The sequence below is a fragment of the Lentzea sp. NEAU-D7 genome, assembly GCF_026242055.1.
GTDB lineage: Bacteria > Actinomycetota > Actinomycetes > Mycobacteriales > Pseudonocardiaceae > Lentzea.
The window spans coordinates 117,323-139,655 of the sequence record NZ_JAPJDL010000024.1; the positions used below are offsets into that span (position 1 = coordinate 117,323).

24 protein-coding genes and 2 rRNA genes are annotated in these 22,333 nt (G+C 68.1%); 8 read left to right on the top strand and 18 right to left on the bottom strand.

Features of this window, described 5'->3' with window-relative positions; translation table 11 throughout:
• Positions 1-49 precede the first annotated feature (49 nt).
• Complete coding sequence (locus ORI60_RS36445; RefSeq protein WP_266042558.1) at positions 50-817, top strand: enoyl-CoA hydratase family protein; 768 nt, start codon at positions 50-52, stop codon at positions 815-817.
• Here ORI60_RS36445 and ORI60_RS36450 read toward each other — a convergent pair.
• Genes ORI60_RS36450 through ORI60_RS36465 form a run of 4 tightly spaced genes read right to left on the bottom strand, consistent with a single transcriptional unit; the run spans position 814 to position 2,192 of the window.
• Entirely contained in the window at positions 814-1,230 is a 417-nt protein-coding gene (locus ORI60_RS36450) for a hypothetical protein (protein WP_266042559.1), read from the bottom strand. The genes ORI60_RS36445 and ORI60_RS36450 overlap by 4 nt on opposite strands.
• A gap of 43 nt (positions 1,231-1,273) precedes the next feature.
• Entirely contained in the window at positions 1,274-1,537 is a 264-nt protein-coding gene (locus ORI60_RS36455; protein WP_266042560.1) for a barstar family protein, read from the bottom strand.
• Entirely contained in the window at positions 1,534-1,983 is a 450-nt protein-coding gene (locus ORI60_RS36460; protein ID WP_266042561.1) for a ribonuclease domain-containing protein, read from the bottom strand. The genes ORI60_RS36455 and ORI60_RS36460 overlap by 4 nt, the downstream gene beginning before the upstream one ends.
• On the bottom strand, positions 1,980-2,192 hold the full coding sequence (locus ORI60_RS36465) for a hypothetical protein (protein WP_266042562.1): 213 nt from the start codon (positions 2,190-2,192) through the stop codon (positions 1,980-1,982). Before ORI60_RS36465 ends, ORI60_RS36460 begins: the two co-directional genes overlap by 4 nt.
• A gap of 70 nt (positions 2,193-2,262) precedes the next feature.
• Between ORI60_RS36465 and ORI60_RS36470 the strand changes: the two genes are divergently transcribed.
• The gene (locus tag ORI60_RS36470; RefSeq protein ID WP_266042563.1) at positions 2,263-3,231 is read left to right on the top strand and encodes a zinc-binding dehydrogenase; all 969 of its coding nucleotides are present in this window, start codon (positions 2,263-2,265) and stop codon (positions 3,229-3,231) included.
• 108 nt (positions 3,232-3,339) lie between these two features.
• A complete protein-coding gene (locus ORI60_RS36475; RefSeq protein WP_266042564.1) occupies positions 3,340-4,758 on the top strand; it encodes an amino acid permease in 1,419 nt (472 codons plus the stop codon).
• Here the strand turns inward: ORI60_RS36475 and ORI60_RS36480 are convergent.
• The 4 genes from ORI60_RS36480 to ORI60_RS36495 form a co-directional block, all read right to left on the bottom strand.
• Positions 4,733-6,262, bottom strand: a complete 1,530-nt coding sequence (locus tag ORI60_RS36480; RefSeq protein WP_266042565.1) for a DUF885 domain-containing protein — start codon at positions 6,260-6,262, stop codon at positions 4,733-4,735. The two genes, ORI60_RS36475 and ORI60_RS36480, sit on opposite strands and share 26 nt — an antisense overlap.
• A complete protein-coding gene (locus ORI60_RS36485; protein WP_323055983.1) occupies positions 6,262-7,785 on the bottom strand; it encodes a DUF885 domain-containing protein in 1,524 nt (507 codons plus the stop codon). Before ORI60_RS36485 ends, ORI60_RS36480 begins: the two co-directional genes overlap by 1 nt.
• Positions 7,786-7,795: 10 nt before the next feature.
• On the bottom strand, positions 7,796-8,842 hold the full coding sequence (locus tag ORI60_RS36490; protein ID WP_266042566.1) for an NAD(P)H-dependent flavin oxidoreductase: 1,047 nt from the start codon (positions 8,840-8,842) through the stop codon (positions 7,796-7,798).
• Positions 8,843-8,973: 131 nt separating this feature from the next.
• Complete coding sequence (locus ORI60_RS36495) at positions 8,974-10,446, bottom strand: chitinase (RefSeq protein ID WP_266042567.1); 1,473 nt, start codon at positions 10,444-10,446, stop codon at positions 8,974-8,976.
• 98 nt (positions 10,447-10,544) lie between these two features.
• Between ORI60_RS36495 and ORI60_RS36500 the strand changes: the two genes are divergently transcribed.
• Complete coding sequence (locus ORI60_RS36500; protein WP_266042568.1) at positions 10,545-10,976, top strand: HD domain-containing protein; 432 nt, start codon at positions 10,545-10,547, stop codon at positions 10,974-10,976.
• 73 nt (positions 10,977-11,049) lie between these two features.
• Complete coding sequence (locus ORI60_RS36505) at positions 11,050-11,277, top strand: hypothetical protein (RefSeq protein ID WP_266042569.1); 228 nt, start codon at positions 11,050-11,052, stop codon at positions 11,275-11,277.
• 53 nt (positions 11,278-11,330) lie between these two features.
• Here the strand turns inward: ORI60_RS36505 and ORI60_RS36510 are convergent, their stop codons facing one another.
• The 3 genes from ORI60_RS36510 to lepA form a co-directional block, all read right to left on the bottom strand.
• Positions 11,331-11,942 carry a class I SAM-dependent methyltransferase gene (locus ORI60_RS36510; RefSeq protein WP_266042570.1) on the bottom strand — a complete coding sequence of 204 codons (612 nt, stop codon included), beginning with the start codon at positions 11,940-11,942 and terminating at the stop codon, positions 11,331-11,333.
• A 68-nt stretch (positions 11,943-12,010) separates the two neighbouring features.
• Positions 12,011-12,835, bottom strand: a complete 825-nt coding sequence (locus tag ORI60_RS36515; protein WP_266042588.1) for a DUF72 domain-containing protein — start codon at positions 12,833-12,835, stop codon at positions 12,011-12,013.
• A gap of 32 nt (positions 12,836-12,867) precedes the next feature.
• A complete protein-coding gene (lepA, locus tag ORI60_RS36520) occupies positions 12,868-14,703 on the bottom strand; it encodes a translation elongation factor 4 (protein ID WP_266042571.1) in 1,836 nt (611 codons plus the stop codon).
• Positions 14,704-14,792: 89 nt separating this feature from the next.
• Between lepA and ORI60_RS36525 the strand changes: the two genes are divergently transcribed.
• Positions 14,793-15,215, top strand: a complete 423-nt coding sequence (locus ORI60_RS36525; protein WP_266042572.1) for a type II toxin-antitoxin system PemK/MazF family toxin — start codon at positions 14,793-14,795, stop codon at positions 15,213-15,215.
• On the opposite strand, the gene ORI60_RS36530 is transcribed toward ORI60_RS36525, so the two are convergent.
• From ORI60_RS36530 to ORI60_RS36550, 5 genes are all read right to left on the bottom strand, one after another.
• A complete protein-coding gene (locus tag ORI60_RS36530) occupies positions 15,200-15,376 on the bottom strand; it encodes a DUF397 domain-containing protein (protein ID WP_266042573.1) in 177 nt (58 codons plus the stop codon). The genes ORI60_RS36525 and ORI60_RS36530 overlap by 16 nt on opposite strands.
• Positions 15,351-16,196 (bottom strand): helix-turn-helix domain-containing protein, encoded by an 846-nt coding sequence (locus ORI60_RS36535; RefSeq protein ID WP_266042574.1) that lies wholly within the window; start codon positions 16,194-16,196, stop codon positions 15,351-15,353. Before ORI60_RS36535 ends, ORI60_RS36530 begins: the two co-directional genes overlap by 26 nt.
• Positions 16,197-16,261: 65 nt before the next feature.
• The gene (locus tag ORI60_RS36540) at positions 16,262-17,104 is read right to left on the bottom strand and encodes a transglutaminase family protein (RefSeq protein WP_266042575.1); all 843 of its coding nucleotides are present in this window, start codon (positions 17,102-17,104) and stop codon (positions 16,262-16,264) included.
• Between the two features lie 2 nt (positions 17,105-17,106).
• On the bottom strand, positions 17,107-18,054 hold the full coding sequence (locus ORI60_RS36545; protein WP_266042576.1) for an alpha-E domain-containing protein: 948 nt from the start codon (positions 18,052-18,054) through the stop codon (positions 17,107-17,109).
• Positions 18,035-19,696 carry a circularly permuted type 2 ATP-grasp protein gene (locus ORI60_RS36550; protein WP_266042577.1) on the bottom strand — a complete coding sequence of 554 codons (1,662 nt, stop codon included), beginning with the start codon at positions 19,694-19,696 and terminating at the stop codon, positions 18,035-18,037. The genes ORI60_RS36545 and ORI60_RS36550 overlap by 20 nt, the downstream gene beginning before the upstream one ends.
• Before the next feature lie 98 nt (positions 19,697-19,794).
• Here ORI60_RS36550 and ORI60_RS36555 point away from each other — a divergent pair, with 98 nt between their 5' ends.
• Positions 19,795-21,351 (top strand): P-loop NTPase fold protein, encoded by a 1,557-nt coding sequence (locus tag ORI60_RS36555; protein WP_266042578.1) that lies wholly within the window; start codon positions 19,795-19,797, stop codon positions 21,349-21,351.
• Complete coding sequence (locus ORI60_RS36560) at positions 21,242-21,982, top strand: P-loop NTPase fold protein (protein WP_266042579.1); 741 nt, start codon at positions 21,242-21,244, stop codon at positions 21,980-21,982. The genes ORI60_RS36555 and ORI60_RS36560 overlap by 110 nt, the downstream gene beginning before the upstream one ends.
• A gap of 56 nt (positions 21,983-22,038) precedes the next feature.
• Here the strand turns inward: ORI60_RS36560 and rrf are convergent.
• Both rrf and ORI60_RS36570 read right to left on the bottom strand, forming a co-directional pair.
• Positions 22,039-22,155: ribosomal RNA gene (gene rrf / locus ORI60_RS36565) — 5S ribosomal RNA — on the bottom strand.
• Between the two features lie 88 nt (positions 22,156-22,243).
• A 23S ribosomal RNA gene (locus tag ORI60_RS36570) occupies positions 22,244-22,333 on the bottom strand; the annotation flags it as partial.

Here is a 22,333-nt window from a genome sequence, read left to right on the forward strand (position 1 = left end):
CATGAATGACAGGATGCTGTCAACCTGCCCGGAAGCTAAGGTCAGCGACATGGCAGACGAGCTGGTCCACTACGAGGTGCAGCGTGGCATCGCGACGATCACGCTGGACTCCCCCCACAACCGCAACGCGCTGTCCTCGCAGCTGCGCCGGGAGCTCAAGGAGCACCTGAGCAGCGCGGCGAGCGACGACCAGGTGCGCGTGGTCGTGCTGACCCACACGGGCTCCGTGTTCTGTTCCGGCATGGACCTCAAGGAGGCGGCCGGCGCGAGCGCGGGCGACCAGGGCGTCAACGAGTTCCCCGCGATCCTCGAACAGCTCTGGACCAGCCCGAAGCCGGTGGTCGCGGCACTGAAGGGCCCGGCTCGCGCGGGCGGCGTCGGCATCGTCGCGGCGTGCGACATCGCCATCGCCGCCAGCACGGCCACCTTCGCGTTCAGCGAGGTCAGGATCGGCGTCGTGCCGGCCGTCATCTCGGTGACCGTGCTGCCGCGCCTGCTCCCCCGCAAGGCCCACGAGCTGTTCCTCACCGGCGAGACGTTCGACGCGAGGCGCGCGGTCGAGATCGGCCTGCTCAACTCCGCCACCGACGACGTCGACGCGGAGGTCCGCCGCTACGCGGACATGCTCGCGCTCGGCGCCCCCAACGCGCTCGCGGCCACCAAGGAGATGCTCCAGCAGGAGAGGTCCACGAACCTCGGTGAGGTCTTCGCGGACATGCTCAAGCTGTCGGCCCAGCACTTCGGCGGCCCGGAGGGCCAGGAGGGCATCGCGGCGTTCAAGGAGAAGCGCAAGCCCTCCTGGGTGCCTGCCGACTAGAACCAGCCGGTGCACTCGATGACGCCCTGCGAGGACCCGCAGGCGCGCATCACCCTGCCGTCGTTCTTGAACGCGTCGGTGTACTTCGCCGAACCCGAGTCGATCCTGGTGTAACCGAGGAAGCCCTCGTGCCCGTTGGCCGAGGGCTCCTTGCGGTCGGTCCAGATCTCCTCGCCGGGCGTGCCGTAGGAGATGCGACCCCAGGCGCATTGGGACTTGTTCGACGCGCGCAGCTCGACCACGCGGCCGTTCGGCATCGTCACGGGGTTGTCGCCGTCGATCGTCTCGAACGGCGTGAAAGCCCCCTCCTGCGAACAGTCGGGGTCACCGGCGAAGGACACCGCCGGACAAAGCGCACCGACAACCACGACGACGCCGAGCGCGGAGCCCCAGCGGCGGAATTGCGTTCCCATGGAACGGCACTGTCCACTCCGGACGCCACAACCGCAGCCCAAGTCACCGTTCTGTGCGAATCACGCGCACTTTCCGGTCACCTGATTCGGCGGTCTGCTTCGCGGCGTCGCGCAGGACCTCCAGCACGGAGGAGTCCAGATCAGCGGGCACGACCAGCACGTACTCACCCGCGGGCAGCCACGACAGATCGGTCAGGCTGTCGTAGAGGGCGTCCAGGTTCTGCCCGAACCACTCGGGAAAGTCCAATGCGGCGGCAATGGCCGAGATCGCGGCGGACTTCTCCGAAACGAGAATGTGCCGTTTCATTTCTTCACGTCCACGACGACGAACGACGAATAGTGGTCGCCGGTGTAGAAGACTTCCTTCTCCGAACCGGTGACGAGGCGCCGCGCACCTCGGTCGGGACTTCCCGGCGTCGGCACGGTGTACTCCTTGTAGTACCCCGAGTCCTTGGCGGGCAGGCGCTTCTCCCGGTTCTGGAACGTCACGCCGTCGTTGCGCGGGTACGGGAACGGCCCCTTCGCCTCGATCAGCTTCCAGGTCTGGGCGGCCTCGGCGGGCAGCTTCGACAGCGCCTCGACGTCCAGCCCGGAGTTCGAGCCGGGCACGGTCTCGGCCTGCGCGGAGCCCGTGTGCACCGGCCTCGTGGTCGAGGTGGGCGGCTCCGCGCTGTTGTCCTTGACGAACCACCCGATGACGACCAGCGCGAGGAGCCCGACCAGCGCGACGGTCAGGCGACGACCAGGGCTCACGCGGCGACCTTCTCGGGCTCGGGCTCGGGTTCCACCTCGGAACCGGACGCCGGGTTCTTCGCACCCCAGTCAGCGACCCGGTCGATCAGCCGTGCCACGCCCAGGCAGAGCGGGAGCACCACGATCATCACGACGGGGAACTGCACGGCGACGGGCAGCTGCACGACCCACAGCTCGACCCCGTCCCACCACTGCACCAGCCAGTCCACGCCCCCGAGAGTAGTCGCGTGACCCGAGTCACGGCATTTGGCCACGATCCAGGTGGGTATGTTGCGAACCATGTTCGCCGTTTACGCAGCAGAACCCAGTCCTGAGAACCCGCTGGCCTCGCTTCGCGTCGGCGAGCGCCCCGACCCCGAGGTTCCCGCCGGGTGGGTGCGCGTCGCGGTGAAGGCGGCCAGCCTCAACATGCACGACCTGTGGACGCTGCGCGGCGTCGGCATCAAGGCCGAGCAGTTCCCGATGATCCTCGGCTGCGACGGCGCCGGTGTCCTCGACGACGGCACCGAGGTGGTGCTGCACTCCGTCATCGGCGACCCCGGCTGGGACGGCGACGAGACGCTCGACCCGAAGCGCACGCTGCTCACAGAGAAGCACCAGGGCACGTTCGCCGACTACGTCGTCGTGCCGGCCCGCAACGCGCTGCCCAAGCCCGCTGACCTCACGTTCGCCGAAGCCGCCTGCATGGGCACGGCGTGGCTGACCGCGTACCGGATGCTGTTCGTGAAGTCCGGCCTGCGCCCCGGCCAGACGATGCTCGTGCAGGGCGCGTCGGGCGGTGTGTCGACCGCGCTGATCCAGCTCGGCCGCGCCGCCGGGTTCCGCGTGTGGGTCACGGGCCGCACGGAGGAGAAGCGCGCGCTCGCGTCGAGCCTCGGTGCCCACGACACGTTCGAGTCCGGCGCCCGGCTGCCCGAACGGGTCGACGCGGTGTTCGAGACCGTCGGCAAGGCCACCTGGTCGCACTCCATGAAGTCGCTCAAGCCCGGCGGCATCGTGGTGATCTCCGGCGCGACGTCGGGTGACGCTTCCGCGGCCGAGCTCCAGCGGCTCTTCTTCCTGCAGCTGCGCGTGGTCGGCTCGACCATGGGCACGCGCGAGGAACTGGGCGACCTGATCAGGTTCTGCGCCCTGAACGACCTCAAGCCGCAGATCGGCGCCGAGCTGAAGTTCGAGGACGCCGAGCAGGGCCTCCGCTCGATGCTGGACGGCGACACCGCCGGGAAGATCGTGTTCAGCCGCCCGTAAACAGCACGAAAAGCCAAAAATCGGCTCCTTGATTGGTGGGTCCGGACAAACCGCGTGACAGTTGTCGCGAATAGGTTCGCCCGGACCCACTCATCAAGGGAGCTAGGCATGACCACACAGGGCGTCTTCAGGCGCAAGCCCATCGAACAGATCGCCGAGGACAAGGGCGACGGGCTCACCAGAACACTGGGCCTGTGGCAGCTCACGGCGATCGGCATCGGCGGCATCATCGGCGCGGGCATCTTCTCGCTCGCGGGCGCCGTCGCGAACAAGACGGCGGGTCCCGCCGTGCTGGTCTCGTTCCTCATCGCCGGTGTCGCGAGCGCGGCGGCGGCGTTCTCGTACGCGGAGTTCGCGGGCCTGATCCCGAAGGCCGGCAGTGCCTACACCTACGGCTACGCGGTCCTGGGCGAGATCGTCGGCTGGTTCATCGGCTGGGACCTGCTGCTGGAGTACACCGCGATCGTGGCGGTGGTCGCGATCGGCATCTCCGGCTACTTCACCGAACTGCTCAGCCTGCTCAACATCCAGCTCCCGCAGTGGATGCTGGGTGCACCGGGCACCGAGACGGGCGACGTCGCCGCGGGTACGTACAAGGTGAACCTGTTCGCCGTGGTGCTGTGCCTGTTGATCGCCTACGTGCTGAACATGGGCATGAAGAACGCCGCACGGTTCGAGACCACGCTGGTGTACCTGAAGGTCGCGGTGGTGGCGCTGGTCATCGTCGTCGGCGCGTTCCACATCAACACCGACAACTACAACCCGTTCTTCCCGTTCGGCATCTCGGGTGCGCTCACGGGTGCGGCGACGGTGTTCTTCGCGGTGTTCGGCTACGACGCCATGTCGACGGCGGCCGAGGAGTCGAAGGACTCGCAGCGGCACATGCCCAAGGCGATCCTGTACTCGCTGGCGATCTCGATGGTCCTGTACGTGCTCGCCTGCCTGGTGCTGACCGGCATGGTCAACTACAAGGACGTCGACTCGGAGTCCGCGTTCGCCACGGCGTTCGCCGACGTCGGCCTGCCCGCGCTGGGCATCATCATCAGCGTCGGCGCCATCCTCGGCATCACCACGGTGCTCTTCACGTTCCTGCTGGGCGCGGCCCGCGTCGGCTACTCGATGAGCCGCGACGGCCTGCTGCCCCAGTGGTTCGCGAAGACGCACCCGGTGAAGCACGTGCCCTCGCGCATCACCTGGGTGCTGGGCGCCGCCTCCGCGATCATCGCCGGTTTCCTGCCGATCGCGGAGGCCGCCGAACTCACCAACATCGGCATCCTGCTGGCGTTCGTCGTCGTCTGCATCGCCGTGATCGTGCTGCGGTACAAGCAGCCCGACCTGCCGCGGACGTTCCGGACGCCGGGCATGCCGGTGGTGCCGATCATCGGCGTGATCTTCTCGATCTGGCTGATCACGTTCCTCACCCCGGAGACCTGGCTGCGGTTCGCGGTCTGGTTCGTGATCGGCCTGATCTTCTACTTCGCCTACTCGAAGCGGCACTCCGTCATGGAGCGTCAGTCCAAGAAGTGACGATCTGGTCGAGGGTGGAGAGCGGCACCGCGCCGCTCCCCACCACCAGGTCGTGGAACGCGCGCACGTCGAACCGGTCGCCCAGCTTCGTCTCCGCCTCCGCCCGGATGCGCTGGATCTCCAGGCGCCCCACCATGTACGCGAGCGCCTGCCCCGGCGTCTCGATGTACCGGTCGATCTCGGCGTTGATCTCGGGCTCCGGCATGACGGTGTTCTCGCGCAGGTAGTCGATGGCCTGCTGCCTCGTCCACCCGAACGCGTGCAGGCCGGTGTCGACCACGAGCCGCCCGGCGCGCATCGCGTCGAGGCCCAGCATCCCGAGGCGCTGCTCGTCGGACGAGTAGAGGCCCATCTCGTCGGCGAGGCGCTCGGTGTAGAGCCCCCAGCCCTCCAGGTACGCCTCGATGAACGCGTACTTGCGCATGTTGGGCAGTTCCGTCTCGGCGGCGATCGAGAACTGGTAGTGGTGACCCGGCACGGCCTCGTGGAACGCCGTCACCTCGGACAGCGTGCGGCTGCGCTCGGTGGCGCCCAACGGGTTCAGCCAGTACGTGCCGGGACGGCTGCGATCGGCGGGCGCGGGCTGGTAGAACGCGATGGCCGACGTGCGCTGCTCCTCCTGCGGCACGGCACGCACCTGGCAGCCGATGCCCGGCATGCGGCCGAACCACTTCGGCGCCTCGGCCTCCGCGCGGGCGATCGCCGCGACGGCGTTCTCGATCATCTGCTCTTCGCTGTCCCACAGCAGTTCCGTGCGCAACCGGTGGAAGATCTCCGGCACGTCCTTCGTGCCCCACAGCCGCGAGCCGATCTCCGCGTACTCCTCGCGCAGCGACGCGATGATGTCGAGCCCGAGCCGGTGCAGCTCGTCGGGGGTGCGGGAGGTCGTGGTGTAGTTGCGGACCAGGTTCGCGTAGTTCCGCTCGCCCTCGGGCAGCCAGCAGAGCCCCGCCTTGTCGTCGTCGCGGCCGTCCTCGATCGACGCCAGCACGTCGCGGAACCCGGCGACGGCGGCGCGGATCTCGGCCGAGTGCCCGCCTTCCCACTCCTGCGCGGGCAGGGCCAGGAAGGCGTCCATGCGCTGCACACCCGTCTGGAGGTGACGGCTCAGCGGTCGCCGGTCGGAGTCGCGGACCCTCTCGGCGGCCTGCTCGATGTAGCGCGGGTACTTGTCGAGGCGCTGGGACACGTCCAGCTTCGAGGAGATCATGAGCAGGCCGTTCACCGGCGCGCTCATGGTCCCGACGGTGTGTTCGGCCAGCCTGGCGTCGATGCGGTCGACGATCGCCCTGCCCTGCTGCTTGATCACCGCGAGCGTGACGGCGTCCTCGGTGTCGTCCGTCTCGGCCCTGTCCAGGAGGGCGGCGATCCGGTCGCGGTCGGCCCGCTGGCCTTCGGCGCTCAGGTCACCGAGCCCTTCCTCCCAGCCCGGCACCCCCAGCATCGTGGCCTGCAGCGGCGAGTAGTCCATCATCGCCTGGAACATCTCATCAGCGAGCGACATCAGGCCCTCCTGGACCAGTCGGAAACGAGCTTGCCGAGCGTGGGCAACGGCACGATGCCGTTCTCCAGCACGAGGTCGTGGAACTCCTTGATGTCGAACCGGTCACCCATCGCCGCCCTGGCCTCCTCGCGCACGCGCTGGATCTCCAGGCGCCCCACCATGTACGCGAGCGCCTGCCCCGGCGCCTCGATGTACCGGTCGACCTCGGAGTCGATCTCCGCGTCGTCCATGGCGGTGTTCTCGCGCAGGTAGTCGACGGCCCGCTGCCGAGGCCACCCGAGCGCGTGCAGGCCCGTGTCGACCACCAGCCGGCCGGCCCGCATCGCGTCGAGGCCCAGCATGCCCAGGCGCGCCTCGTCCGAGGAGTACAGGCCCATCTCGTCGGCCAGGCGTTCGGTGTAGAGGCCCCAGCCTTCGAGGTAGGACTCGATGAACGCGAACTTGCGCACGTTCGACAGCTCGGTCTCGGCGGCGATCGAAAGCTGGAAGTGGTGGCCGGGAATGGCTTCGTGGAACGCCGTCACCTCCGACACCGTGCGGCTGCGTCCGGTGGCGTTCAACGGGTTCACGAAGTACGTGCCGGGACGGGACCCGTCGAGGGCCGCGTCCTCGTAGTACGCGAACGCGGCGTTGTGGCGGTCGACCTCCGGCACGAACCTGATCTCGCAGCGCGCCAGCGGCACCCGCCCGAACCACTTGGGCGCCTCGGCCTCGGCCCGCGCGACGGCGTCGACCGCGCTGACGAGCATCTGGTCCTCGTTGTCCCACAACAGGTCCGTGCGCAGCCGCCGGAAGATCTCCCGGACGTCGCTGACACCCCACACCCGCGAGCCGATCTCCGCGTACTCCTCGCGCAGCCCGGCGATCAGGTCGAGTCCCAGCTGGTGCAGCTCGGCGGGGCTGTAGGAGGCGGTCGTGTAGCTGCGGACGAGCCCGCGGTAGTTCTCCTCGCCGTCGGGCAGCCAGCACAGGCCCGCCTCGTCGTCGTCACGTCCGGGCAGGCCGAGCAGGACCTCGCGGTAGCGGGCGAACGCCGGGCGCAGGTCCGCGTCGCCCTCCCACTCCTGGCGCGGCGAGGCGAGGAACCGTTCGACGTAGGCCGCGCCGTTGCGCACGTGCCGGCTCAACGGCCTGCGGTCGGTGTCGAGCAACCGTTGCGCGGCCTGCTCCAGGAATTGCGGGACGAGGTGCCGCCGCCGCGAGAAGTCCACCTGGGAGGCGGCCCGGAGCATGCTCGCGACAGGAGCGTTGACTCCTCTGGACACCGAGTGCTCGACCAGCCGCGCGTCGATGCTGGTGATGATCGACTCGGCCTGGTGCCGGATCACGTCCCGCGAGACCGGGTCCTCGTCGCTGCCGTCGAGGCGGCCGAGGATGCCGGTCAACCGGGCTCGCAGCGCCCGGTGGCCGTCGACGGTGACGTCTTCGAGGCGATCGTCCCAGCCCGGCACGCCGACGAGCGTGGCGAACAGCGGGTTCCAGTCCATCATCGCCTGGAACATCTCATCGGAGAGCGAGGTCACGCCCTCCTTCTTAGCCGCGCGGGAACCGCTCTGCCAAGGAATTGATCGTTTCCGACAGCTCGGCGCCGATCCGCTCCACCAGCGCACCCGCGGGTTCGGCCGTCGCGAGCGGATAGGTGGTGCCCGCCCACAGCGACATGACCTCCACCTCGCCGGTCGCGCGCACCGGCCTCGTCAGGTGGTGGACGTTCGGGTAGGCGGCGGGCGCGTGCGGGCCCTGGTCGACCATGAACCGGTTCACGAGCCCGCGCGCCGGTCGGCCGCTGAACGCCCGCGTGAGCGCGGTGCGCCGGGCTCCTTCGGCGAGCGCTTCCCGTTGTGCCGCATTGGTTCCCGCCTCCGGGCAACCGAGGAACGCGGTGCCGAGCTGGGCCGCGACCGCACCCGCCGCCAGCACGGCGGCGACGTCGGCGCCGGTGACGAGGCCGCCGGTCGCGATCACCGGCAGGTCGACGGCACCGCGCACCAGCCTGATCGCCGCGAGGGTGCCGTACAGGTCGCCGCCGCCGGGCGAGACGCCGTCGTCGACGAACGTGCCGCGGTGACCGCCCGCGTCCGACCCCTGCACGCACACGACGTCGGCGCCGATCTGCTGCGCCTGCCGTGCCTCGCCGGGGGTGGTGACCGTCACGACGATCGTGGAGCCGGCCGCCTTGAGCCGCCGCACGTCGTCCGCGTCGGGCAGGCCGAAGGTGAACGACACCACGGGCACGCGCAGCGCCAACACGAGTTCGAGCTTCGCCGCGTAGTTGTCGTCGTCCCAGCGGGGATCGCCGGGTACCGCGCCGACCTTCTCGGCGTAGGACGTGACGCGCTGCACGTACGACGAGATGTCGGCTGTCGGCCGTGTGCCGGGCACGAAAAGGTTGACCCCGAACGGTTTGCCGGTGAGCTCGCTCGTGCGCGTGATCTTCTCCGCGAGCTGCTCGACGGTGAGGTAGCCCGCCGCGAGGAACCCGAACCCGCCTGCCTCGCTCACCGCGGCGACCAGTTCGGGGGTGGAGGGGCCACCCGCCATGGGCGCGGCGATCACGGGCACGGCCAGCGTGTGGAACATGAAGCACAACCTAGTTGGATCAGGCGGCGAATGCCTGGCGGAGCGCTGTGTCGTTGGCGACGCGAGAACCGCTTCGGACGGACGTCCGGCGCCACGTCCACTGTGGACGTGGCGCCGACCGGTTCCATCATCTAGGGCAGGGAGTCCAGATGAGGAGCGACCGTGTTGGCGAACTGCCAGTTGTTGGAAGCGTCCCAGTTGATCGACCACGTCATGGCGCCGCGGATGGACGGCCAGGTCGTGCTCGGCTTGAACGTCCCGCAGTTGGTGCCGCGGGCGAGGCAGCTGAGCGCGTTGTTGACGTTGGACGGCGACTGGTAACCGCCGCCGGCACCGGACGGCGACGCCGGCAGGCCGAGGCCCACCTGGTCGGCGCGCAGACCGGACTGCAGCTGGATGCACGCGAGCGCGGTCAGGAAGTTGACCGTGCCCTGGCTGTGGACCTGCTGGTCGCAGCCGAGCATGGAGCCGGAGTTGTAGTACTGCATGTTGACGATCGTCAGGATGTCCTTGGTGGCCAGCGCCAGCTTGAAGTACTCGGCGTTGACGTTCTGCATGTCGATCGTCTGCGGCGCCATGGTGATGACCTTGCCGCCACCGGCGTGGATGGCACGCAGCGCCTGGCCCATGTACTGGGCGTTGACGCCGTTCTCCAGGTCGATGTCGACGCCGTCGAAGCCGTAGGACGAGATCAGGCCCTTGACGCTGTTGGCGAAGTTCGTCGCCGCCGTCGAGTTGCCGACGCTGATCGTGCCCTTCTCACCGCCGACGGAGATGATCACCTTCTGGCCGCGGGCCTGCACGGTCTTGACGTCGGCGCGGAACTGCGCGTCGGTGTAGCCGCCGAGCTGGCTGCTCAGGCCGGGGTCGAGGTTGAACGCGACCTGGCCCTGCACCGCCGTGGCGTCGGCGAACGAGACCGCGATGATGTCGTAGGTGGTGGGGACGTCCGCCAGCTTCAGAGCGCGCGCACCGTTGTAGAAGTTCTGCCAGTAGCCCGTCAGGACGTGCTTGGGCAGACCGGTGTTCGGCGGGTTGCTGGTCGTGGTGGTGGTAGTCGTCGTGGTCGTCGTAGTGGTGGTGGTCGACGTCGTGGTGGTCGTGGTCGTCGGCGGGGTGCCGGGACCGTCGAGGTTCACGTCGTCGGCGTAGTACGCGGGCTGGCCGTACCAGCCGTGCAGGTAGATCGTGACGCTGGTGGCGCTGCCGGAGTTGAAGTCGACGGCGAGCTGCGAGAAGCCGCTGGAGCCGGGCGTCCAGGTGTTCTTCTCCACGCCACCGGTGACGCCGAGGTAGACGTAGCTGCCCTGCACCCACGCGGACAGCTTGTAGGCCGTGTTCGGCTGCACCGTCACGGTCTGCTGGCACCGTGCGTTGCTCTGCCCGGCGGGAGCGCCCTGCAGTGCGTACGTGCCGGTGCGCTTCGTGCTGCCGGTGACGCTCGTGCCCTCGGTGCAGGTCCAACCGCTCAGGTTGCCGGCCTCGAAGCCGCTGTTCGCCGCGAGGTTCGCGGCGGCAGCGCTCCCGTTGATCACCAACACCAGACCGGCGCACGAGAACAGCGCGGCGAGCAGCGCAACGGCTGCTCGTCTGGTCTTGGACATGGTCCACCTCCACACATCATGCGGCGGCCATGTTGTGAGTGGACTAAAAATGGACTAGACCACTGCGTCAGGTCAAGCCCTGGTTTAGCTTGATGCGCGTGTTCACCCTCGAAGACGCCATCGCGATCGCCACCGCGGCCCACGACGGGCAGGTCGACAAGTCGGGCCGGCCGTACATCGGACACCCGCTGCGGGTCATGGCCTCCGTGACCGGAGAGCACGAGCAGATGGCCGCCGTCCTGCACGACGTCGTCGAAGACACGGCGGTGACCGCGGACGACCTGCTCGCGCGCGGCTGCCCCGCCGCCGTGGTCGACGCCGTCGTGGCCCTGTCGCACCTGCCGGAGGAGCCGCAGGAGGACTACCTGCGGCGCGTGGCCGCGAACCCGCTGGCACTCTCCGTGAAGCGCGCGGACATCAGCGACAACCTCTCGCCCGCCCGCATCGCCCGGCTGGACGAGGCGACACAAGATCGACTTAAGGCCAAGTACGCGCGGGCGCTCCGGTTGCTCGACGAGTACGTGAGCTAACTCGCTTCTTCATCGGTACAGGTCTCTTGAACAGGGTGTATTATCGAATCGTAACCAAGATTGGAAGGACACGATGACCCGCCACGACCTGTCCGTGAAGTCCCTGCGCTCGAGCCTGGCTTCCCGCCGTGCCGCTCGTGTGAAGCGCCAGAGCCTGGAGCGGCAGTTGGCCAGCTACACCACCGAGAGCGACCGGCTCGAACTGGACGCCATCCTGTCGCGCCACAGCGCGGAGGAGACCGGCGAGCTCCGCTCGATCATCAACCGCCAGGCGATGGACCGCTTGATCCGCTCCGCCTGACGAGGACCCCTTGGGCCACCCCGGCAACGTTGCCGAGGGTGGCCTTCGCGTTTCTAGAACAGCCGCTTGAGGGTGAGGACGTTGTCCTTGCGCGTCTCCTGCTGACCGTCCGGCCCGGTGAGCGGCCGTTCCACCACCTCGTCGGTGATGACGATCCAGTTGTCGCGCAGCGCGAGGTGGTCGAGCACGTCCTTGGTCGTCGGGAAGTAGTAGTCCTGGTGCTCCGACCACGACGGCGCGCCCGCGTGCCCGCCGATGATCAGGTGCCCGCCCGGCGCCACCGCCTGCGAAGCCCGCTTCAGGATGCTGTTGCGCTCCCCGTCCTCCTCGACCGGCGAGTGCAGGAACTGCGCGCTCACCAGGTCGTACAGGCCCTCGGGGAACGTGGCCTTGAGGTCGTGCCGCTCCACCGCGATCTCGACGCCGGCGTCGTACGCGTGCTTCAGCGCCCGGTCGAGCGCGACCTGCGACACGTCGACGCCCAGCACACGCCAGCCCCGCTTCGCCAGCCAGACGGCGTCGCCACCCTCCGCGCACCCGATGTCGAGGGCACTGCCGGGGGTGAGCCGTTCGGCCTCGCGCACCAGCAACGGATTCGGCTTCCCGGACCAGACCTGGTCCCGCTCCGAGTAGAAGGTCTCCCAGAACTCCTGCGCTGTCGTCATGGTTCCAAGGTGCCGCAGACCGTGCCGAATTGGCAATCAACGTTGCTGGTTCAGCAACACCAGGTCGCTCAGAACAGCGTCGCGGGCTCGACCGGCTCGGGTTCGGGCAGCGGGTCGAGGCCGGGGACCAGCGCTCGCACCTCGTCGTGGAACCGGCGGGCGAGCGCCGGCGCGTCGTTGTTGTCGGGGGTGTGCAGGAACACCGTCGGCGACCTGCCCTCCCGCAGCCAGCCGGCGACCACCTCGGTCCACGGCTGCCACCCCTCGACCGTCTCCTCGACCGAGTCCCGGCCCAGGTAGCGGACGATCGGCTGGTCGGTCAGCCCCCGCGTGCGCCGCGGCAGCCGCGGTTTCCTGTCCCAGGCCTCCCGCTCGGCCTCGCTGGTCGGCGGGCTCCGGAAGAAGATCTCGGTGTCGAACGGCACCCACTCGGCGTCCGCGCCGGCGAGCGCGCCCTCCAGCAGCGACGTCGCTCCGCCGTCGGTGAAGAACAGCGGGTGGCGCACCTCCACGGCACGCCGGAGGCCGGCGGGCAGCCTGCGCAGGAAGCGGCCCAGGGCGTCGACCTCAGCCGGGCCGAACGAGCCGGGCAGCTGGGTCCACAGCACCGCACGCTCGCCGAGAGGTTCGACCGCGTCCAGGAAGGCACGCATCTCGGCCTCGACACCGGTCAGGCGACGCTCGTGCGTGACGACCTTGGGCAGCTTGACCACGAACCGGAAACCGGGGCCGGTCTGCCGCGCCCAGGTCTCGACGGTCTTCCTGGCGGGCGTCGCGTAGAACGTGGTGTTGCCCTCGACGGCGTTGCACCAGCCCGCGTAGGCCCGCAGCCGCTCCCCGACGGGGTGCGACTGCGGCACGAACCGCCCGAGCCACGCCTTGTGGTTCCACATCGCGCAACCGACATGAAGACGTGCCACCGCGCCTACTTCTTGCCCTTCGGCTCGTCCGTGGACAGCGCGGCGACGAAGGCCTCCTGGGGCACCTCGACGCGGCCGACCATCTTCATGCGCTTCTTGCCTTCCTTCTGCTTCTCGAGCAGCTTGCGCTTGCGGGTGATGTCACCGCCGTAGCACTTGGCCAGCACGTCCTTGCGGATGGCGCGGATCGTCTCGCGGGCGATCACGCGGGCACCGATCGCAGCCTGGATCGGCACCTCGAACTGCTGCCTGGGGATGAGCTCACGCAGACGGGTCGCCATGCGCGTGCCGTACGCGTAGGCGTAGTCCTTGTGCACGATCGCGCTGAACGCGTCGACCGTCTCACCCTGCAGCAGGATGTCGACCTTGACGAGCTCCGCGTCCTGCTCGCCGGACTCTTCGTAGTCCAGCGACGCGTAGCCGCGGGTGCGCGACTTCAGCGAGTCGAAGAAGTCGAAGATGATCTCGCCGAGCGGCATCGTGTAGCGCAGCTCGACGCGGTCCTCGGAGAGGTAGTCCATGCCGCCGAGCTGGCCGCGCTTGGACTGGCAGAGCTCCATGATCGCGCCGATGTAGTCGGACGGCGCGATGATGGTGCACTTGGTGACGGGCTCGTAGACCTCGGCGCGCTTGCCCTCCGGCCAGTCGGACGGGTTCGTCACGACGTGCTCGGTGCCGTCCTCCATCACGACGCGGTACACGACGTTCGGGGCCGTGGAGATGAGGTCGAGACCGTACTCGCGCTCCAGGCGGTCGCGGGTGATCTCCAGGTGCAGCAGACCGAGGAAGCCGCAGCGGAAACCGAAGCCCAGCGCCGCGGACGTCTCGGGCTCGTAGGTGAGCGCGGCGTCGTTGAGCTGGAGCTTGTCGAGCGCCTCGCGCAGCTCCGGGTAGTCCGAACCGTCGACCGGGTACAGGCCCGAGTAGACCATCGGACGCGGCTCGCGGTAGCCGGCCAGCGGTTCCGTGGCGCCCTTGCGCTCCGACGTGACGGTGTCGCCGACCTTGGACTGGCGCACGTCCTTCACGCCGGTGATCAGGTAGCCCACCTCGCCGACGCCGAGGCCCTGCGACGGCTTCGGCTCGGGCGAGACGATGCCGACCTCGAGGATCTCGTGGGTCGCGCCCGTCGACATCATCTTGATGCGCTCGCGCGGCGTGATCTTGCCGTCGACGACGCGGATGTAGGTGACGACGCCGCGGTAGGTGTCGTAGACCGAGTCGAAGATCATCGCGCGGGCCGGTGAGTCGGCCGCTCCGACCGGTGCCGGGACCTTCCGCACGACCTCGTCGAGCAGCGCACCGACGCCGAGACCGGTCTTCGCCGAGACGCGCAGCACCTCCTCCGGCTCGCAGCCGACGATGTGCGCGATCTCCTTGGCGTACTTGTCCGGGTCCGCCGCGGGCAGGTCGATCTTGTTCAGCACCGGGATGATGGTGAGGTCGTTCTCCATCGCCAGGTACAGGTTCGCGAGCGTCTGCGCTTCGATGCCCTGCGCGGCGTCGACCAGCAGCACGGCGCCTTCACAGGCCTCCAGTGCGCGCGACACCTCGTAGGTGAAGTCGACGTGCCCAGGCGTGTCGATCATGTGCAGGACGACGTCCTGCCCGTCGAGCTGCCACGGCAGGCGCACGTTCTGCGCCTTGATGGTGATGCCGCGCTCGCGCTCGATGTCCATGCGGTCGAGGTACTGCGCCCGCATCGCCCGCGCCTCGACGACGCCGGTGAGCTGCAGCATCCGGTCGGCCAGGGTGGACTTGCCGTGGTCGATGTGCGCGATGATGCAGAAGTTCCGGATGAGCTCCGGCGGCGTGAAGGTCGTGTCGGCGAACGTGGTCAAGGCAGTCCTCAACAAAAAATCGGACGGGTGTCCCCTTATGGTCCCATAGTGGCCGGCGTGCTCTGCACCACTAGGGTGCGTCCGTGCAGATGAACGGTGAAGACCCCCGCCCGGCGAAGGGCGCGGTCCGCGAGATCTTCGACGCGGCACGGGCCGCCAAGCTGGACTACGCCCCCACCATGGACGGCGACGCCGACCCGGGCGAGGTCGTGTGGGCGTGGGTTCCCTTCGAGGAGGACGCCACCCGCGGCAAGGACCGTCCGCTGCTGGTCGTGGGCCATGCGAACGGCGATCTGGTCGCGCTGATGCTCTCGTCGAAGGAGCCGCGCAGCGACTTCCTGGAGCTGGGCGCGGGCGCCTGGGACCGCGAGGGCAAGCCGTCGTACCTGCGCCTCGACCGCGTCTTCGCCCTCGACTCGGACGACGACATCCGCCGCGAGGGCGCCGTGCTCGGCCCCGCCGCCTTCGGCCAGGTCGTGGACGTCCTACGCGAACGTCACGGCTGGCGCTGAACGAACGCACGCCACGCGGGTGCGCTGAAGCTCAGCGTGCCCGCGTCGGCGTTCTTGGAGTCGCGAACCAGCACGTCGTGGCCGAACGCCACTTCGACGCACTCGCCGCCCTCGGTCGCTCCGCTGTAGCTGCTCTTACGCCAGACGCGGTCCCCGGCCATCGAATTCCTCTCGCGGTGGGCTGACGTACTCCGCCAGCTTCGTCCGCGATTGTCCCGCATCCAACGCGACTCGCTCCAGGTGATCGAAGAGGAGCCTGGTGCGCGCGATGGCACCTGGGTCCTGCACGAACACGTTCACGAGGTCGGCCTCGCAGTAGACCACCGGCGCCGACTTCTCGTACGACCACAACACGCAGCCCGAAGAGGGCACCACGACGTCCGCGGGCACGATCCGGATGTCCTGTGCGCTGAACAGCAGCTTGGCGTACTGGTCCTCCATGATCCGGTCGTCGCCGACCTTCTGCCGAAGCGCCAGCTCGTGCACGAAGAACACGCAGGTCGGCCGATCGTGGCGGCGAAGGATGGCCTGCCGCTCGACGCGGAACCGCACGAGGTTCGGGATTCGCTCCTCGGGCACGAAGCCACCCAGCCGGTACAGGGCATCGGCGTACTCCGGCGTCTGAACCAACCCGGGTATGCCCCGCGAGGAGTAGCTGCTGAGCGTCTCCGCCGTGGACTCGGCGAACGCAACCGTGCGCAGCTCTTCGTTCACCTGCACCACGTACTCGTCGAAGGCGTACCGGTAGCGCCTTCGGAAGTCCTCGAAGAAGTCGATGTCCTTGCCGCACATCGTCAGGAACTGCACCAGGTCGATCTCGCTGGCGCGCGCCTTGCCCTTCTCGATGTTGGTCACCTTGCTCGGGTGCCAGCCCAGCCGCACGGCCATGTGGGCACCGCCCAGGTCCGTGCAGGACTCCCGGAGCCGGCGCAGCTCGTCGCCCAAGGCCCTGCTGCACGCGGTGGATGTGATCACGCTCATAGGGCCGACGCTAGGGATTGCAGTCGGTCCAATGAAGGCGCTCATTCGGGTGAAAACAACCTCGCCTACGCAAGCCGTGTGATGTCCACGGTGACCTCCAGCGCGGTGGCCGCCCCACCCGAGTAGATCCCCTTCAACGGGGCCACGTCCGCGTAGTCACGCCCGAGCGCCACCCAGATGTGCCGCGGACCGACCGGCATGGCGTTGGTCGGGTCGTACCCCCACCACCCACCGGTCCACGCCTCGATCCACGCGTGCGACTCGCCGCGCACCGTCTCCCGCAGCGCACCGTCCTTCTTCGTGTGCAGGTATCCGGAGACGTACCGCGCCGGAATTCCCATTCCGCGCAAGAGCACCAGCGTCAGGTGCGCGAAGTCCTGGCACACGCCCTTGCGTTCGTGCCACGCGTCCACGGCCGAGCTGTGCACGCCCGTCGAACCCGGCTGGTACTTCAGCTGCTCCCACACCCACTCGGAGGCGGCGAGCACGGCCTCGGACGGCGTCTTGCCCTTCTTGAGCTCGCGTGCCTTCGCCAGCAGCTCGCGGTTGCGCGGCGTGTAGCGCGTCGGCTCCAGGAACTCCGTGTACCGGTCGAGGACGCTGTCCTCGCGCATGTCCGCCCACGTGCCCGTGGTCACCGGCTCGATCACGTCGCTCGTCTCCACGACCGACGACGCGACGACCTGCAGTTCCTTGTGGGGTGCGTGGAGGTCGAACGACGTGACCTCCGTGCCCCAGTAGTCCGTGTACCGGTACGCACGGGTCGCCGGCGTGGTCTCGACGCGGGAGACCACCACGTTCTGACGGCGGTCACCGCGCGGTGTCAGCCGCGCCTCGTTGTACGACTGCATGACCGGTGCCTCGTACTGATAGCCCGTCGTGTGCACGACACGCACTCGCCAGCTCATGGTCAGCCCACCTCGGTGTTCGTCCAGGCGACCCACGGCGCCACGTGGAAGTACTGCTGCGACACGGCCTCGCCGACGTCACGCACGGTCTTCTGCAAGGCCGAAAGACGCTTCGGCAGGTCGGGCAGCAAGTCGTGCGGCCTCAAGAACTCCAGGTCGCTCCGTGCCTTGCCGAGCAACCGCAGAGCCTCCGCACGCGCACCGACGCGCACGGACGGTTGGTTCTCCAACTGCTCCAGGCACGACTCCGCCTGCTTCAGCGCGTGGAACACCGACCGCGGGAACAGCCTGTCCAACAACAGGAACTGCACCACCCGCGACGCGTCCAACGCACCGCGGTACGTCCTCAGGTACGTGTCGTGCGCACCGGCCGACCGCAGCACCGTGACCCATCCTGGCGAAGAAGCCTTGTCCCCCACCCGAGCCAGCAGCAACCGCACGATCATGTCGACGCGCTCGACCGACCGTCCCAGCACGAGGAACCGCCACCCGTCGTCCCGCGACATCGTGGAGTCCGCGAGCCCTGCGAACATCGCCGCCCGCTCCTCAACGAAGCTGAAGAACGCGTGCGGTCCCATCGTGCGCGCGTAGGTCTGCCGTTCGGCCACGGCGTTCCACATCGCGTTGAGGCACTCCCACATTTCGGTCGACACGACCTCACGAGCACCACGCGTGTTCTCGCGCGCGCTGTTGACCGACGACACGATGGAACTGGGATTGTCCTTGTTGTACGCCACCAGTTCCGTCAACGACCACACGTCGAACTGGTCGGCCCCCTCCGGCGGCGTGATGCCCAGAACCGTCAGCAACTGCCGTGACGTGGCGTCGGGGTTGACCGTCGCGTCTTCCAACAGCTGGTGGACCGAGACGTCCAGGATGCGCGCCGTGTCGTCCGCCCGTTCGACGTAGCGGCCGATCCAGTACAGCGACTCAGCGTTGCGTGCCAGCATTTTGCGCGCCTCCCTGCTGCTGCTGTTGCTGTTGCTGGGACGTGGTCAGCTCCGGCCCCTGCTCGGCCGCCGCGACCTCCATTTCGGACGGACCGGCGAGCCCCGGCTCCGCCAGCTCCCGCTCCTGCGTGGACGACTTGGCCGCCAGCACCCACGTGTCCTTGGACCCGCCGCCCTGCGACGAGTTCACGATCAAACTGCCCTCCGGCAACGCGACCCGGGTCAACCCACCGGGCAGCACGAAGATGAAGTTGCCGTCGTTCACCGCGAACGGCCGCAGGTCCACGTGCCGCGGCGCCAGCTTGTCGCCGATCTTGGTCGGCACCGTGCTGAGCTGCACCACGGGCTGCGCGATCCACCCGCGCGGGTTGCTCTTGATGCGCTTCCGCAACGAGTTGAGCTCCCGCACCGTCGCGTCCGGCCCGAACACGATCCCGTACCCGCCGGACCCCTCGACGGGCTTCACCACGAGCTCGTCGAGGTGGTCGAACACGTGCGACCGTTCCTCGGAGAGCCAGCACCGGAACGTGTCCACGTTGGGCAGCAACGGCTTCTCGCCGAGGTAGTACTGCACGATCTCCGGCAGGTACGTGTAGACGAGCTTGTCGTCCGCCACCCCGTTGCCCACGGCGTTGGCGACGACGACGTTGCCGGCCCGCGCCGCGTTCAACAGCCCCGCGATGCCCAGCACCGAGTCCGGCCGGAAGTGCACGGGATCGAGGAAGTCGTCGTCGATGCGCCGGTAGATGACGTCGACCTGCCGCTCACCCTCGGTCGTCCGCAGGTACACGAAGTTGTCGCGGCAGAACAGATCCCGCCCCTCGACCAGCTCCACACCCATCTGCCGAGCGAGAAGCGAGTGCTCGAAGTAGGCCGAGTTCGCCAGCCCAGGCGTGAGCACAACGACGTTCGGGTCCGCGGCATTGGGCGCGGCAGCATTCCTCAAAGCCCTGAGCAGATGAACCGCATAATCCCCGACCGCACGCACACGATGCCGCGCGAACAGGTCGGGAAACACCCGCGCCATGGTCCGCCGGTTCTCCATTACGTAGGAGACCCCCGACGGGCACCGAAGGTTGTCTTCAAGAACCCGGAACGTCCCCTGCTCGTCCCGCACCAGGTCCACTCCCGCGACGTGGATGCGCACCCCGTTGGGCGGACTGATGCCGGCCGCCTCCCGGTGGAAGTGCTCGCAGCTCGTGATGAGACGCCGCGGCAACACTCCATCCCGGACGATCTGCGCGTCACCGTAGATGTCCGCCAGGAACATCTCCAACGCCCGCACCCGCTGAACGATGCCCTTCTCGAGCTTCGACCACTCACTCGCCGTGATGATGCGAGGAATCAGGTCGAGCGGGAACGGCCGTTCCTGCCCGCTGAGCGAGAACGTGATGCCCTGGTCCACAAAGGCCCTGCCCAGGGCCTCCGACCGCGCGTTCAGCTCGTTGACCTGCGACGGAGCCACCGACTCGTACAGCGCACGGTAAGCACTCCGCACCCCGTTGTCCGTGGAGAACATCTCGTCGTAGGCGCCGGCATGGGGCCGTGCGGGATCCAGATAGCCGTTGAACAGCTCACCGAGCCTCGGCGTGGTGACCGTGCGGCTGCGGCGCAGTCCAGAGGTGCGGGCTCGGTGTTCCATGGTCCACATCTTCACCCTGTTCAGGCGGTTTTCCCACTGGTCCGACCGGACAGAAACCTCCCGGAAACGAAACTCGGTACTTTGCCGACCTTGCAGGCATGACCTCAGCCGACGTGCCGCACCTGGAGCTAGAACGCACCATCGTGCTCGGCGCGACCATCACCGGGCTCTCGGTCGACCGCGCCGAGCCGCGGCTCACGGTGTACTTCGAGGGAGGATCCGCCGAGACCGTGAACCTGTTCACGGGTGCCCGTGAACAGCTCAACCTCAAGTTCGCCGAGGGACTGTTCCCACCCCACCGGACGGTGCGGATCGCCGACCTGGTCGCGACGGCAGAAGAGACCGTGATCGTCATCCGCCGGAACAATCGTGAGATCCACCGCCTGGCTGGACACACCTCTTCGGTGACGTCGCTTGCGGTGTGCCCGGCTGCGAGCCAGCCGCTCCTGGTGTCGGGGAGCGAGGGCGGCTCGGTCAGACTCTGGAACCCGCGCACGGGCGAGCTGTTGAACTGGAGTGAGCCGTCCCGGGTTTCCGCGCTCGTCACCTACCTGGGCCCGGACGGGCGTGCCCGCATCGCGTCCGGCAGCCGAACCGGCAGACTCCGCATCTGGGATCCTCTTCTCCCGCCACCACACCGAATCGGCTCAGTTTCCACGCGAGGCTTCAGCGATCACGTCGCACAGGAGGACCTGCTCGACCGCGGCACACTGGTGGAGGCGCTCAGAGACGTGCTCCGGCCAGGTGACGACGACGGACCAAGTGTGATCACGGTCGAAGGCGCATGGGGTTCGGGCAAGAGCACGCTGCTGGAGCTGGTCAGGAACAGGCTGCGCACCCCGCCCACGCCGGTGAAGCCGATGCGCAGGTTCACCGTGCGCCAGGCGGACCGGATGCTCTACCGGCCGCCGGCGGGGATGGAGCCGCGGCCGCAGGAGCCGACGAAGATCAAACCGATGATCATGCCGCTCGTGGCGCCGTTCAACCCCTGGCGGCACCAGTCGAGCGAGCAGGTGTGGGCGGGGCTGGCCAAGGCGGTGACCGAGGCCGCCGAGTCGGCGATCATGCCGGAGCAGAACAACCGCGACCGGTACTGGTTCACCCGCAACGCGGGACGTGTCGACCGCCGGCACCTCCAGCGTCAGCTGTGGAGGCGGATCTTCTCCCCGTTGCTGTCCTTCGCCGGGCTCGGGTTCGGGCTGTCGGCGTTGGGTGCGCTGAGCAAGCTGAACGTCGGCTGGGCGTGGTGGGTGACTGCAGGCCTCGCCGCGGCAGGTCTCGTGCACACCGGGTTCCGCTACTTCTTCGCCAAGGCGGCGGGGTTCCTGCCGGGTGAGCTGTTCGCCGGACCTGTGACAAGCACTGTCTTCGCAGGTACCACAACGGATCCGTTGATCCGCGACCCCTACTACAACGCCCGCTCCGGTTACCTCTACCTGGTCCAGCACGACATCAAGACGCTCCTGAAGGACCTCGAGACGCAGGTACCGGCTCATCCTGCTCATCGACGACCTCGACCGGTGTACGCCGCGCACCACTGCCCAGGTGTTCGAGGCGATCAACGTCTTCCTGTCGGACGACTTCCCCACCACGAGGTTCGTGCTGGGTCTCGACACCACCGTGGTCGCATCGCACGTCGACCACGCCTATCGTGAGCTCGCCGACGCGAAGATCGTGACGCATCCCGACGACCCGAGCCCGGGGTGGACGTTCCTGCGCAAGCTCGTCCAGCTACCGGTACGACTGCCTCGCACCACCGAGGACAACGTCGACCAGGTGCTTCTCGCTCAACTGGGGCCGGTGCATCGTGAGGGGGAGGTCGGCAAGAGCTCCGCGGGCATCGCCGCGGATTCGGCGATGTTCGCGGAGGTCTCGACCGCCGAGGAGATCGAGCAGGTCGTCATCGCCATCGAGCAGCATCCCGAAGTACGTGAGCACCTCCGCCGTCGGCTGCGGGCACAGCCGGAGCAGTCGGTACGCGAGGAGAAGCGGCTGCTCAACGTCTGGCAGTTCTACCTCCGCGTCCTCTACACCGAGGAGATCGAACAAGCCGGTCACCTGGTCGCCGTAGCGGAGATCGCCACGCGCTGGCCTGCCTATTTGCACCGATTGCGGGGCGGGTGGCCGAACCTGGCCGATGCGGTCGACGACGACGTCCGGTGGGGCGCGGCGATCGCAAGGCTCGGGTACGGGTACGACGATCGCAGAGCGGCCGCGAATCTCCGGGCACTGCTCCGCGACTGCGACGCGCCGGCGGTCGCGGCCCTCGCGGACACGCTGTTCTGAACGCAAAAAAGCCCTGCGGGGAGCGCTTGTGGCGCTCAACCCGCAGGGCAAATTAAGTTCGGCGGCGACCTACTCTCCCACACCGTAACCAGTGCAGTACCATCGGCGCAGAAGGGCTTAACTACCGGGTTCGGAATGGGACCGGGTGTTTCCCCAACGCTATAACCACCGAAACACTATGAAATTACAACCAGCACCCCGAAGGGGCTCGATCGGTTCTGGTTGTTCTTCCAGAACCGCACAGTGGATGCGTAGCGTCTTTGTAACAAGTCCTCGGCCTATTAGTACCAGTCAGCTCCAACCGTTACCGGTCTTCCACCTCTGGCCTATCAACCCAGTGGTCTAGCTGGG